The organism is Xanthomonas sp. D-109, assembly GCF_017746095.1.
GTDB classification, from domain to species: domain Bacteria; phylum Pseudomonadota; class Gammaproteobacteria; order Xanthomonadales; family Xanthomonadaceae; genus Xanthomonas_A; species Xanthomonas_A sacchari.
This window is the reverse complement of record NZ_JAGHWV010000011.1, coordinates 48428-61850: the sequence shown is the minus strand read 5'-3', so window position 1 is coordinate 61850 and position 13423 is coordinate 48428. Positions and strand designations below refer to the sequence as shown.

The window sequence follows — 13423 nt, the reverse complement described above, 5'->3', positions numbered from 1 at the left end:
CCGGTTACCAGCTCGAACTGGCGCCGCCGCCGCCGGAGCTGCCGCCGCCGGAGGACGAGTCGCTGCTGGATGACGAAGACGAGGAGGAGGACGATCCTGCGGACTCGGCCGCGGCGCGTTCCTTGGCGGCCTGCTCGGCGTAGTAGCTGGCAGTGTAGGCGAACACCCCGGGCGCGGTCTCGGCGATGTGGCCCTTGCGGATCAGCGCATTGCGCCGCCGCGCGAGCGACTGCAGGAAGCGGCTGTAGCGTTGCGGCGAGCGGTAGCGTTGCGCGGCGACGGCCAGGGTCAGCACCAGGATCAGCAGTTCCAGCGCCAGGAAGATCACGTACATGGTCATCGACCTGGCCGACAGCAGGAACACGAAGATGCCGGGATTGGCGCTCAGGAACAGGCGGATGAACCACGCCAAGAAGCCGCCACGTGCGGCGTCCTGCACCAGTTCCTCGGGCTTGCCCGACAGGCGTGGGTGCCGCCGCAGCAGGTGCCTGCGCAGGATGCCGGTCCAGGCACTGCGCAGCGGCAGCAGCAGCCACACCAGCACCAGCAGGCCTGCCCAGGCGATGGCGCCGCGCCGCCAGTGCATGCCGTCGTCGGCCGGTTGTGCCAGTTCGTCGATGGCTTCGGGATCCTGTGCGGCGGCGCGGCCCATGAAGTCGAAGGCGGCCACGATGGCGTCTGCGGTGTCGCCCTGGCGCAGGCGCGGGGCCAGGTAGTCGTCCAGCGCGTGCCGCGCGACCACGTCGGGCAGCACGCCTTCCAGGCCGTAGCCCACCTCGAAGCGCGAACGCCGGTCCTGCATCGCCAGCACCAGCAGCAGGCCGTTGTCGCTGCCCTGCCGGCCGAGCCGCCAGGTGCGGAACGCGCGCTCGGCCAGGCGCTCGATCGGTTCGTCCTGCAGCGACGGCACCAGGTAGACCGCGCCCCAGATGTGCTGGCGCTCGCGCAGGCGCTGCAGCGCCGCGTTGATCCGTTGGGTGTCGTCCGCGCTGAGCGTGCCGGCGGGATCGACCACGTTCGGCGTATAGGGCGGAATGGCGACGGCGCCGCGGCCGAGCGCCGGCCACAGCAGCAGGGCCAGGAGCAGCAGCGTACCGAGCCGGAACGGCGCCCAGGCGCGCAGCGTGCTGGGGCTGCAGCGCGGGGTGGTGACGTGTGGACGCTGTTTGCGCATCGCTAGGCCAGGCTGTGCAGGGCCGCGGCCCGCGCATGCAGCACGGTCGTGTCGAACAGCGGCACCGCCGCGTCGGCGGCGCCAACCAGCAAGCCGATCTCGGTGCACCCCAGGATCACCGCCTCGGCGCCTTGCGCCTGCAGCCCCGCGATCACCTCGCGGTAGCGCAGCCGCGACGATGCCTGGACCACGCCCTGGCACAGTTCCTCGTAGATGATGCGGTGCACGTCCTCGCGCGCCGGCGCATCCGGGATCAGCACCTCGAAGCCACGCCGCTGCAGCCGTTCGCGGTAGAACGCCTGCTCCATGGTGAAGCGCGTGCCGAGCAGGCCGACGCGGACGATGCCGGCGGCCTGCAGCGCATCGGCGGTGGCATCGGCGATGTGCAGCAGCGGCAGCGGCACCGCGGCGGCGATCGCGTCGGCGACGCAATGCATGGTGTTGGTGCACAACACCAGGAAATCGGCGCCGCCGGCCTGCAGTGCGCGCGCCGACGCCGCCAATGCGGCGCCGGCCGCATTCCAGTCGCCGTCGCGCTGGTACTGCGCGATCTCGTGGAAGTCCACGCTGTACAGCAGCAGCTTGGCCGAGTGCAGTCCACCCAGCTGTGCGCGCACCGTCTCGTTGATGTGCCGGTAGTAGGGCAGGGTGGATTCCCAGCTCATGCCGCCGATCATGCCGATGGTCTTCATCCTGCGTCGCTTGCTGCCGTCTTGAGTGCGCGAGGATGGTAACGGCATCGGCCGCGCGCAGCGACCGTGCGTGGCACTCAGGCGTCCAGCGTCGGTGGCGTGCCGGCACCGGCGCGTGCCGCGCGCCGCGCCAGCACCGCCTCGCGATGGGCGATGTAGGCGTTGGCGCCGAGGATCACCACTGCGCCGAGCACGGTGCCGCCGTCCGGGGTTTCGTCGAACAGCCACCAACCGAACAGCGCCACCAGCGGCAGCTGGGTGAAGCTGATCGGGGTCAGTGCAGAGACTTCGCCGAGGCGCAGCGCGTGCGTCCACAGCAACTGGCCGAGGGTGCCGAACAGGCCGGTGGCCAGCAGCCACAGCCAGTCGATGCCGTGCGGCCAGCGCCAGACGAACAGCGCCGGCAGCAGCGACATCGGCACCCAGAACGCGTAGGTGTAGAACACCACCGTGTTGGCGGCGTCCACCCGCGCCAGTTGCTTGATCTGGATCGCGACCAGGGCGCTCATCACCGCCGCCAGCACCGCCACCAGGGTGCCGGGGCTGAACGCGGCGACGCCGGGGCGCACGATCAGCAGCACCCCGACGAAGCCGCACAGCACCGCCAGCCAGCGTCGCAGCCGCACCGTCTCGCCCAGCCACAGCGCCGCGGCCAGGGTCGCGAACAAGGGGGTGGAGTAGGACAGCGCGATCGCCTGCGACAGCGGCAGGTGGCCGATCGCCCAGAACCCGGCCAGCATCGACACCAGGCCGATCGCGGTGCGCAGCAGGTAGCGCGGCAGTTGCGCGGTGCGCGGCCATGGCCGGCCCGGACGCAGCAGCATCGGCAGCAGGAACAGCAGGCCGAACAGGTTGCGGAAGAAGGCGATCTGCAGCGTGGACAGCTGCGCCGATGCCAGCCGGATCGCCACCACCATCAGCCCGAAGGCCATCGTACTGGCCAGCATCAGCAGCGCCGCGCGCAGCGGCGTGGGCGCGCTTACCACTGCGCGCCGACGATGCGCGGTTCCGGCTCCAGGATGACGCCGAAGCGCTCGCCCACCGAGGCGGTGATGCGTCGCGCCAGCGCCAGCAGTTCGGCACCGCTGGCCTGGCCGTGGTTGACCAGCACCAGTGCGTGCGTGGCGGACACGCCGGCATCGCCGTCGCGGTAGCCCTTCCAGCCGCAGGCCTCGATCAGCCACGCCGCCGACAGCTTGCGCTGGCTGTCGTCGTCGCCGGGAAACACCGGCAGCGCCGGGTGTTCGTGCTGCAGCGCCAGCGCCTGTTCCAGCGGCAGCAGCGGGTTCTTGAAGAAGCTGCCGGCGTTGCCGAGCACGTCCGGGTCGGGCAGCTTGCGCCTGCGGATGTTGATCACCGCCTGGGCCACGTCGGGTGCGCCGGGGGTGGCGATGCCCATCGCCTGCAGTTCCTCGCCGATGCCGGCGTAGTCCAGGCGCAGCGCGTGCAGCCGCGGCAGGTTGAACTCCACCGCGGCGATCAGGTAGCGGTCGGGCTGGCGCTTGAACAGACTGTCGCGGTAGCCGAACTCGCAGGCGGCCGCGTCCAGCCGCACGAAGCGCGCATCGGCGCGGTCGTAGGCCTCGACCACATGCACGAACTCGCCCATCTGCGCGCCATAGGCGCCGATGTTCTGGATCGGCGCGGCGCCGACCGTGCCGGGGATCAGCGCCAGGTTCTCCAGGCCGGACAGGCCCTGCGCCAGCGACCACATCACCAACTCGTGCCAGCCCACGCCGGCGCCGGCGCGGACGATGGCGTAGTCGGCGCGGTGTTCCAGGGTGTCGATGCTGCGGTTGGCGAAGCACAGCACCACCCCGGGCGCGTCGCCGGCGAACAGCATGTTGCTGCCGCTGCCCAGCGGCAGCAGCGCGGCGCCGGCAAGCTCCGGCGCCAGCAGCGCCTCGGGCAGCGCCTCGGGCGCGAAGATCTGCAGCAGCCACGGTGCCTGTGCGGCGACGTGGAAGGTGTTGAGCGCCTGCAGCGGCGCCTGCGCGGTGAGCGACCAGGCCGTCGTGCTCATGGCGCGACCACGTCCCCGCGGCTGGGTGCTTCGCGGCGCCGGCGCATCGCCTCGACGCACTCGCCGATCAGCTCCGGACCGCGGAACACCAGCCCGCTGTAGCACTGCACCAGGGCCGCACCGGCGGCCATCTTCGCCACCGCGTCGGCGCCGGACAGGATGCCGCCGACACCGATCAGCGGGATGCTCTCGGGCAGGCGCGCGCGCAGCCGGCGCAGCACCAGGGTGGACTGGCCCAGCAGCGGCGCGCCGGACAGGCCGCCGCTTTCGGCGCCCAGCGGCTCGTGCTCCAGGCCGGGTCGGGCGACGGTGGTATTGGTGGCGATCACCCCGTCCACCTGCAGGTCCGACAGCACCCGCGCCGCCGCGTCGATGTCGCTGTCGCTCAGGTCCGGCGCCACCTTGACCAGCATCGGCACGCGCTTGCCGTGGCGCGCGGCCAGCGCTTCCTGCGCCTCGCGCAGCCGCGCGATCAACTGTCGCAGCGCCTGTTCTTCCTGCAGTTCGCGCAGTCCGGCGGTGTTGGGCGAGGAGATGTTGACGGTGACGTAGTCGGCCAGCGCGTAGACCTTCTCCAGGCAGTGCAGGTAGTCGGACGCGGCGTCCTCGTTCGGGGTGTCCTTGTTCTTGCCGATGTTGATGCCGAGCAGGCCGCGCCGGCGCCGCGCGCGCTCGACGTTGCGCACCAGCGCATCCACGCCGAGGTTGTTGAAGCCCATGCGGTTGATCACCGCCTGCTGCCGTGGCAGGCGGAACATGCGCGGCTGCGGATTGCCGGCCTGCGCGCGCGGGGTGACGGTGCCGATCTCGACGAAGCCGAAGCCTAGCGCCAGCAGCGCGTCGATGTGCTCGCCGTTCTTGTCCAGGCCCGCGGCCAGCCCGACCGGATTGGGAAACTCCAGGCCGAAGGCGCGCGTGGGCATCGGTGCGATCGTGCGCGCCAGCAACGGATTGGTGCCGGTACGGTAGGCCAGCTCGATCGCGCGCAGGCCCAGGGCGTGGGCGCGCTCGGCGTCGAAGGCGAACAGGAACGGTCGGGCGAGGGAATACATGGCGTGGCTCAGGTCAGCGTCCCGGCGAAGGCGCGGGTGCGGTAATGGAACGCGACGACGCCGTCGCGCTGGTGCCGGTCGAACAATGCACGCAACGCCTCCAGCATCGGCGCGTGGCGCGGGTGGCCGGGCAGCGGCGCGTAGGAGGACGACAGCAGGCGCCCGCGCAGCGCCTCGAAGTCCATGCGCTGTTCGTTGGGGAACTGCGCGGTGCCGCGCAGGCCGGCGCCGAACCAGCGCTGCATGGTGGCATCGTCGTGGTAGCGCTCGGCCACCGCGCTGTAGTCGGTGCCGTATTCCAGCAGCAATTGCTCGTAACCTTCCAGGAACGGCGTAGCGTCGAGCAGGCGTGAGTTCCAGTACACCAGCGCCAGGCCGCCGGGGCGCAGCACCCGCGCCCATTCGCGGCGCACCGCCTCCAGGTCGAACCAGTGGAAGGCCTGCGCGGCGCTGATCAGGTCGACGCTGGCATCGGCCAGGGTGGTGGCTTCGGCGCTGCCGTCGACGGCACGAAAGCCCGGCTGGTCCTGCAGCAATTCCTCGGCGGCCGCGCGCATTGCCGCGTTCGGCTCCACTGCCAGGGTCGGGTGCCCGGCCTGCAGGAACAGGCGGGTGGAGATCCCGGTGCCGGCGCCGATGTCGGCGACCAGCGCGTCGCGGGCCACGCCCAGCTCGCCGTGCACCCACTCGAGCAGGGCCGGCGGATAGCTGGGGCGGTAGCGCACGTAATCGGCGACGCGGTCGCTGAAGCGCTCGCGCGGCGCGGCGGCGTCCCGGCTCACGACTGGGTGCTGGCGAACCACGCCAGCCCGCCGAAGAACAGCACGAAGGCCAGCACCGCCAGCACGGCCAGCACCACCGCGGCCCAACCCAGGATCAGCCCGCCCACCGCCAGGCCATCGCCCTGGAAGCGCTGCGGCTGGCGGCGGATCTGCGCGCGCGCCAGATGCCCGGTGACGATCGCGCCGAGGCTGCCGAGCACCGGCATCAGGGTCCAGCCGAGGATGCCGGCGATCAGGCTGACCACCGCCAGGGAATTGGTTTCGCGCACCTGACTCATCGCGCTCGCTCCTTGCATAAGGAAAGGGAGCGGCGGCCGCAGCGCGCGGCCGCCGCGCTCACCGCGTCACAGATCGAACTTGATGCCCTGCGCCAGCGGCAGCGAATCGGAGTAGTTGATCGTGTTGGTCTGCCGACGCATGTACACCTTCCACGCGTCCGAGCCGGATTCGCGGCCGCCGCCGGTGTCCTTCTCGCCGCCGAAGGCGCCGCCGATCTCGGCGCCGGAGGTGCCGATGTTGACGTTGGCGATGCCGCAGTCGCTGCCGGCCGCGGACAGGAACTTCTCCGCCGCCTTCAGGTTCTGCGTGAAGATCGACGAGGACAGGCCCTGCGGCACGCCGTTCTGCATGTCGATGGCCTCGTCCAGGGTGCTGTACTTCATCACGTACAGGATCGGCGCGAAGGTCTCGTGCTGCACCACTTCATCGCTGTTCTTCAGGCCGGTGACGATCGCCGGCAGCACGAAGTTGCCCGGGCGGTCCAGCGCGGTGCCGCCGGTCTCGACGGTGCCGCCGGCGGCCTTGGCCTTGGCGATCGAGTCCAGGAACTGCTCGACCGCGCCGCGGCTGTTCAGCGGACCCATCAGGTTGGCCGGGTCGGTGGGATCGCCGATCTTGCCTTCGACCTGCTTGTAGGCCTTGACCAGGGTGGCCAGCACGGTGTCGTAGATCGATTCGTGCACGATCAGCCGGCGCGTGGTGGTGCAGCGCTGGCCGGCGGTGCCGACCGCGCCGAACACGATGCCGGGCACGGCCAGCTTCAGGTCGGCGCTCTCGTCGAGGATGATCGCGTTGTTGCCGCCCAGTTCCAGCAGGCAGCGGCCCAGCCGGCGCGCGCACTTCTCGGCGACGACGCGGCCGACCTGGGTCGAGCCGGTGAAGCTGATCAGCGGGATGCGGGTGTCCTCGACCAGGCGCTCGGACAGCGCCACGCCGGCGTCGTTGATCAGGAAGAAGATGTCCGGGAAGCCGGCATCGCGCAGCGCGTCGTTGCAGATCTTCATCGACGCGATGGCGGTCAGTGGGGTCTTGTTGGACGGCTTCCAGATGCAGATGTCGCCGCAGATCGCCGCCAGGAACGCGTTCCAGCTCCACACCGCGACCGGGAAGTTGAACGCACTGATGATGCCGACCAGGCCCAGCGGCTGGTACTGCTCGTACATGCGGTGGCCCGGACGCTCCGAGTGCAGGGTGTAGCCGTACAGCATGCGGCTCTGGCCGACTGCGAAATCGGCGATGTCGATCATCTCCTGCACTTCGCCGTCGCCTTCCGGCTTGCTCTTGCCCATTTCCAGCGCGACCAGCGAGCCCAGCGCGTCCTTGTGCTTGCGCAGTGCCTCGCCGCACAGCCGCACCGCCTCGCCGCGGCGCGGGGCCGGGGTGGTGCGCCAGACCTTGAACGCGGCCTGGGCGCGGGCGATCACCGTCTCGTAATCCTGCTCGGTGGTGGCCTGCACCTCGGCGATGATGGCGTTGCTCGACGGGTTCAGCGGCTGCAGTACGCCGGCGCCGGTGGCGCTGGACCACTCGCCGTTGCCGAGATAGGTGCCGGAGTTGGTGGCGGCGAGGCCGAGCGCCTTGAGCAGGTCAGCGGACATGGAATCTCCTGGGTTCGTTGCGACAGGGAAGGCGACCGCAGGCGGGGGACGCGGGACGCGAAGCCGGCAATTTTAGCAGACCGGACGTAGCCGGCCGTCGCCGCTGCCGGGCTGGGTGCCTCGTGGGCGCGAAAGCCCACCGGCGCGCCGTCATGGCGGCTCCGCCACGTGCTTCGGCAAGCAAGAAGGAGGACCGGGGGGAGAGAGTCGCTGCCGGCAGGAGCGCCGCTGCCGCCGACATGAACGAAATGGTGACCCCGGCGCGATTCGAACGCACGACCTGTCCCTTAGGAGGGGACCGCTCTATCCAGCTGAGCTACGGGGCCATTGGCCTGCGGGGGGATTCTACGACGCTGAATCGCGCGTTGTCGCCCCGGCCTGCAATAACGTCCTTTACACCTTGTGCCGACGCGGACTGAGCATCGCCCTGCGTAGGCTGCGGACGTCGGCCACTGCGCCTGGCGGCGATTCGCGCCGCGATCCCGCGTCGTCGCAGAGTCGACACATGACGGACGCAGTTGCCTCCGTCACGTTCGCTACAAGCGTCCCGACCGCAGTTGCTGCGGCGGGATGATCGCCGCCGCGCATCGGCGGTCCTGGTCGCCGCGGGCTGGCATGACTGCCGGTTGTCCGGCATGCCCGCAGCGATTCCCACCCCTATGCGAAGCAGGAGTTACAGATGAAAACAGCAATGAAGATGGTCCTGGTCGGTTCGATGCTGGCTGCCCTGGCAGCGTGCAAGCGCGATGGCGACCAACCGGCCACCGATCCGAATGCCGCCAACCCGCCGGCCGCGGCCGATGGTAGCCCGGCAGGCGGCAGCACCGCGCCGGCAGGCAGTACGGCGCCGGCGGGCAGCACCAGCGGCGACGCCACCGGCACCGCGACCGGCACCGCGACCGGCACCACCGGCACCGATGCCGGCCAGGGCACCATGCAGGGACAGGACGGCACGTCGCCGACCACCCCGCAGGACCCGGCCAACCCGGATCCGCAGCAGCCGACGCAGACGCCGCCGGCGGATCAGAAGCAGCAGTAAGGCTTGCGCAAGCGCGCGGCGCCACGGGCGTCGCGCGCTCGGTCGGTGCGGATCGTTCGGTACGGGTCGCATCGGCATTTTCCGCGTGCTTGCTTGCCATGCGACCCGGCGCAACACCGGGTTTTTCAGGCTTTCGCGATAGTCACTTTTGCAACCGTCTTGCTTGGCCAGTCGGCCGATGCTGCGCTTGCACACGCGGCGCTTGACAGCGCCCCGGCGCATGATGTCCTCTTGCGTCCATGCCTCTGGTCCACGCCCTCGTCGCTCCCTCGCTTCCGCGTTCGCTTCTGCGCGCGGCTGCGGGCGCTGCGGGCATTACCACCGGTATTACCACCCTCACCATTCGCCCGGTGCGGCCCGTCGTCTTCGTCTGATCGTCGAACACCACGGCCCCGCACCCGGATCAGGATGCGGGGGACACCCTCGGCCTGATGCGAGCGGGGCCTCCACTCCGAGGTCTCCCATGTCGTCCCCCGCCGTCGCTTCCGCTGTCGCCGTTTCGCCCGATTCCGCCGTCGATCCCGCGCTCGCCGCTGCCACCGTCGTGCACAAGTTCGGCGGCACCTCGGTGGCCGATGCCGAACGCTACCGCCATGTCGCGCAACTTTTGCTGGCGCGCCCGGAGCGGCTCCAGGTCACCGTCGTCTCGGCGATGAAGGGCGTCACCGATGCCTTGATCGGCCTGGCCGAGTTGGCCGCGCGCGGCCACGGCGACTGGCGCGAGCGCTGGCACGAAACCCGCGCCCGCCATCGCGCCGCCGCCGTGGCGCTGCTCGGCGAGCACGCCGGCGCCACGGTGGAATGGCTGGACGCGCGCTTCGAGCATCTGGCCGAGATCCTCGCCGCGCTGGCGGTGATCGGCGAGCTGCCACGGGAAGTGCTGGATCGCGTGCAGGGCCTGGGCGAGGTGTATTCGGCGCAACTGCTGGGCGATCACCTGCGGGCGCTGGGCGAGGACTGCGCGGTGCTGGATGCGCGCGAGGTGCTGGTGGTCGACCGCGGCGAGCTGGGCGTGGACGTGGACTGGGAGGCCAGCGCGCAGCGCCTTGCGCAGTGGCGCGCGCAGCACCCGCAGCAGCGCATCGTGGTCACCGGCTTCGTCGCCCGCGACCGCGCCGGCCGCATCACCACGCTCGGCCGCAACGGCAGCGACTACTCCGGCGCGATCTTCGCCGCGCTGTTCGAGGCGGCCGAACTGCACATCTGGACCGACGTCGACGGCGTGCTCTCGGCCGACCCGCGGGTTGTGCCCGAAGCGGTGCAACTGGAAACGCTCAGCTACGACGAAGCCTGCGAACTGGCGTACTTCGGCGCCAAGGTCGTCCATCCGCAGACCATGTCGCCGGCGATCGAGCGCGGCCTGCCGATCATCATCCGCAACACCTTCCAGCCCGAACACCCGGGCACCCGCATCACCGCCAGCAGCGCCACCAGCGGCCCGATCAAGGGCCTGACCCTGAGCCCGGACCTGGCCGTGCTGAATCTGGAGGGCACCGGCCTGATCGGCGTGCCCGGCACCGCCGAACGCGTGTTCGCCGCGCTGCGCAACGCGCGCGTGTCGGTGGTGATGATCTCGCAGGGTTCTTCCGAACATTCCATCTGCTGCGTGGTGCGGCAGAACGAGGCCGAGCGCGCGCGCGACGCGGTGCTTTCCGCGTTCGCGCACGAACTGGTCGTCGGCCAGGTGCAGCGCGTGCAACTGACCACCGGCATCAGCGTGCTGGCCGCGGTCGGCGACGGCATGGCCGGCCAGCCCGGCGTGGCCGCGCGCCTGTTCGAGTCGCTGGGCCGCGCCCAGGTCAACATCCTGGCGATCGCGCAGGGCTCGTCCGAGCGCAACATCTCGGTGGCCATCGACAGCGCGCACGCGACCAAGGCGCTGCGCGCCGCGCATGCCGGCTTCTGGCTGTCGCCGCAGACCTTCTCGGTCGGCGTGATCGGGCCGGGCAACGTCGGCGCGGCACTGCTGGACCAGTTGCGCGCCGCGCAGCCGCAATTGCTGGCCAAGGCCAACCTCGACCTGCGCCTGCGCGCGGTCGCCTCGCGCAGCACGATGCGCCTGGAGCCGCGCGCCTTCGCCGGCGACTGGCGGCAGGCGCTGGCCGCCGGCCAGCAGCCGACCGACCTGGACGCGTTCACCGCCCACCTGCTGTCGGCGCACCTGCCGCATGCGGTGATCATCGACTGCAGCGGCAGCGCCGACGTCGCCGACCGCTATGCCGGCTGGCTGGCCGCCGGCATCCACGTGGTGACTCCGAACAAGCAGGCCGGCGCCGGGCCGCTGCCGCGCTTCCACGCGATCCGCGCCGCCGCCGCCGCCAGCGGCGCGCGGTTCCGCTACGAGGCCACGGTCGGCGCCGGCCTGCCGGTGATCACCACCTTGCGCGACCTGGTCGATACCGGCGACGCCGTCACCGCGATCGAAGGCATCTTCTCCGGCACCCTGGCCTGGCTGTTCAACAAGTACGACGGCAGCGTGCCGTTCGCGCAGCTGGTGGCCGAGGCGCGCGGCATGGGCTACACCGAACCGGACCCGCGCGACGACCTGTCCGGCACCGACGTGGCGCGCAAGCTGGTGATCCTGGCGCGCGAGGCCGGGCACGAATTGAGCCTGGAGGACGTGGCGGTGGAAAGCCTGGTGCCGGAGGCGCTGCGCCAGGCCAGCGTGGACGATTTCATGGCGCGCCTGCACGAAGTCGATGCCGTCTTCGCGCAGCGCCTGCAGGCGGCCAAGGCGCGCGGCTGCGTGCTGCGCTACGTGGCGCGGCTGGCGCCGGGCCATGCGCCCAGCGTGGGCCTGGTGGAACTGCCGGCCGACCATGCCTTCGCCAACCTGCGCCTGACCGACAACGTGGTGCAGTTCACCACCCGCCGCTACTGCAACAATCCGCTGGTGGTGCAGGGGCCGGGCGCCGGCCCGGAGGTGACCGCCGCCGGCGTGTTCGCCGACCTGCTGCGGGTGGCGGCGGGCGAGGGCGCGCGCCTGTGAGCCGGATGCAGACGCTCGCGGCCGGTGCTGTCGGCACCGCTGCGCTGCCGACGCAGGCCCGCGCGTTCGCGCCGGCTTCGGTGGCCAACGTGGCGGTGGGGTTCGACCTGCTGGGCTATGCGGTGGAGGGCGTCGGCGACACGGTGACGGTACGTCGCATCGATGCGCCTGAGGTGCGCATCGCGGCGATCCGCGGCACCACCGTGGCGTTGCCGCTGGAGGCGGCGCGCAATACCGCCGGCGCTGCCCTGATGTCGCTGCGCGAGGCCTTGGCGCTGCCGTTCGGCTTCGAACTGGAGATCGACAAGGGCATTCCACTCAGCTCCGGCATGGGCGGCTCGGCCGCCTCGTGCGTGGCGGCGCTGGTGGCGGCCAACGCGTTGTTGGACGTGCCGCTGTCACGCGACCAGCTGTATCGCTATGCGCTGGACGGCGAGGCGGTGGCCAGCGGCAGCCGCCACGGCGACAACCTCGGGCCGATGCTGCTGGGCGGGCTGGTGTTGTCGACCCTGGAGCGGTTGGTGCCGGTACCGGTGCCGGGCGGTTGGCACAGCCTGCTGGTGCATCCGGACGCCACGCTGGAGACGCGCCACGCGCGCGCGGCGTTGGCCGGGGAGTACCGGCTCGGCGAGTTCGTGGCGCAGAGCGCGAACCTGGCGTTGGTGCTGGCGGGTTGTCATGCCGGCGACGAGTCCCTGGTGCGCGCCGGCTTGCGCGACGTGCTCATCGAGCCGCGGCGTGCGCCGCTGATCGTCGGTTTCGACGCGGCCAAGGCGGCGGCGTTGGCGGCGGGGGCGATGGGCGCGGGCATTTCCGGCGCCGGCCCCAGCGTCTTCGCTTGGTTCGCCACCCGCGCCGAGGCCGAGGCGGCGGCACCGGCGGCGCAGGCGGCCTTCGCTGACGCGGGCTTCGGCAGCCAGCATTGGGTCTCGCCGCTGCAGTGTCCGGGAGCGACGTTGCTGTAGCCACTTATGGAGCGGTGCGTTGTCCGCGCCGCTGTTGCTCTTGCTGTTGCTAGTGTCGTTGCTGTTGCCGATTTCGAATTTGCTTTTGCTGTTGCAGTCGCTGTTGCTGTGGTCGTTGGTTTTGTTTTTGCTGTTGCCGTACCGGGTTCCCTTCCGAAGCGGCGGCCATCGCGGGGAAACACCCGAAGGGCGGCGTACATGGATGTACGCCGTCCGCGGCAGGGGCAGGATGCCCCTTCCGCGGATCCCCGTGCTGGACGCGGACCCGGAGCGCGCAGCGCGGAGGGCGCGAGGCAGGGCGCGCTTTCTTTTGGTTACCTTTTCTTTGCGCGAGCAAAGAAAAGTAACTCGCCCGCAAGGGCGAAAGCCTTTGCTGTTGTTGTTGCTTTAAGACCCATGTAGGAGCGGCTTCAGCCGCGACCAAGGAGGTGACGAAGCACCTGTCGCGGCTGAAGCCGCTCCTACAAGTTCCGTGCGTCCGACAGGAAAAAAAGCAACCAACAGCAACAGCTTTCGCCTGGCGGCGAGTCACTTTTCTTTGCTTGTGCAAAGAAAAGTAACCAAAAGAAAGCACACCCCGCAGCGCGCCCTCCGCGCTAACGCGCTCCGGGTCCGCAGCCACGACGGGCATTTTTCGACGGCACATCCCTGTGCCGGCGAAAAACGACGCGCATCCTGCGCGTCGCCCTTCGGGTATTCGCCCGCCGCGGCTGCCGCGCCGAGGGGACCCCGGGTGAAGCAAAACAGCAACAGCCACAGCCACAGCAACAGCCACAGCAACAGCAACAGCCACAGCCACAGCCACAGCAACAGCAACAGCAACAGCCACA

Annotated in this window: 12 protein-coding genes and 1 tRNA gene; 3 read left to right on the top strand and 10 right to left on the bottom strand. The window is 70.5% G+C overall.

Annotation, left to right across the window (positions count from 1 at the left end; translation table 11 throughout):
• Positions 1-4: 4 nt before the first annotated feature.
• The 9 genes from J7357_RS11750 to J7357_RS11710 form a co-directional block, all read right to left on the bottom strand.
• Positions 5-1174, bottom strand: a complete 1170-nt coding sequence (locus J7357_RS11750; RefSeq protein WP_209246651.1) for a TPM domain-containing protein — start codon at positions 1172-1174, stop codon at positions 5-7.
• Positions 1175-1176: 2 nt separating this feature from the next.
• Positions 1177-1866 carry an aspartate/glutamate racemase family protein gene (locus J7357_RS11745; protein WP_209246649.1) on the bottom strand — a complete coding sequence of 230 codons (690 nt, stop codon included), beginning with the start codon at positions 1864-1866 and terminating at the stop codon, positions 1177-1179.
• A gap of 77 nt (positions 1867-1943) precedes the next feature.
• Positions 1944-2852 carry a DMT family transporter gene (locus J7357_RS11740; RefSeq protein ID WP_343237409.1) on the bottom strand — a complete coding sequence of 303 codons (909 nt, stop codon included), beginning with the start codon at positions 2850-2852 and terminating at the stop codon, positions 1944-1946.
• On the bottom strand, positions 2846-3889 hold the full coding sequence (murB, locus tag J7357_RS11735) for a UDP-N-acetylmuramate dehydrogenase (RefSeq protein ID WP_209246647.1): 1044 nt from the start codon (positions 3887-3889) through the stop codon (positions 2846-2848). The genes J7357_RS11740 and murB overlap by 7 nt, the downstream gene beginning before the upstream one ends.
• Positions 3886-4941 carry a quinone-dependent dihydroorotate dehydrogenase gene (locus J7357_RS11730; RefSeq protein ID WP_209246645.1) on the bottom strand — a complete coding sequence of 352 codons (1056 nt, stop codon included), beginning with the start codon at positions 4939-4941 and terminating at the stop codon, positions 3886-3888. Before J7357_RS11730 ends, murB begins: the two co-directional genes overlap by 4 nt.
• Before the next feature lie 8 nt (positions 4942-4949).
• Complete coding sequence (locus J7357_RS11725) at positions 4950-5723, bottom strand: class I SAM-dependent methyltransferase (protein ID WP_209246643.1); 774 nt, start codon at positions 5721-5723, stop codon at positions 4950-4952.
• The gene (locus J7357_RS11720; RefSeq protein ID WP_209246641.1) at positions 5720-6001 is read right to left on the bottom strand and encodes a DUF4190 domain-containing protein; all 282 of its coding nucleotides are present in this window, start codon (positions 5999-6001) and stop codon (positions 5720-5722) included. The genes J7357_RS11725 and J7357_RS11720 overlap by 4 nt, the downstream gene beginning before the upstream one ends.
• A gap of 66 nt (positions 6002-6067) precedes the next feature.
• Positions 6068-7600 (bottom strand): aldehyde dehydrogenase family protein, encoded by a 1533-nt coding sequence (locus J7357_RS11715; RefSeq protein WP_209246639.1) that lies wholly within the window; start codon positions 7598-7600, stop codon positions 6068-6070.
• Between the two features lie 249 nt (positions 7601-7849).
• Positions 7850-7926, bottom strand: a tRNA-Arg gene (locus J7357_RS11710).
• Positions 7927-8279: 353 nt separating this feature from the next.
• Between J7357_RS11710 and J7357_RS11705 the strand changes: the two genes are divergently transcribed.
• The 3 genes from J7357_RS11705 (at position 8280) to J7357_RS11695 (ending at position 12593) form a co-directional block, all read left to right on the top strand.
• Positions 8280-8639 (top strand): hypothetical protein, encoded by a 360-nt coding sequence (locus J7357_RS11705; protein ID WP_244667456.1) that lies wholly within the window; start codon positions 8280-8282, stop codon positions 8637-8639.
• A gap of 463 nt (positions 8640-9102) precedes the next feature.
• Entirely contained in the window at positions 9103-11628 is a 2526-nt protein-coding gene (gene thrA / locus J7357_RS11700) for a bifunctional aspartate kinase/homoserine dehydrogenase I (RefSeq protein ID WP_209246637.1), read from the top strand.
• A 5-nt stretch (positions 11629-11633) separates the two neighbouring features.
• Positions 11634-12593, top strand: coding sequence for a homoserine kinase (locus J7357_RS11695; protein ID WP_209246635.1), 960 nt, complete (start codon positions 11634-11636; stop codon positions 12591-12593).
• A 528-nt stretch (positions 12594-13121) separates the two neighbouring features.
• On the opposite strand, the gene J7357_RS11690 is transcribed toward J7357_RS11695, so the two are convergent.
• Positions 13122-13415, bottom strand: coding sequence for a hypothetical protein (locus J7357_RS11690; protein ID WP_209246633.1), 294 nt, complete (start codon positions 13413-13415; stop codon positions 13122-13124).
• Positions 13416-13423: the final 8 nt, after the last annotated feature.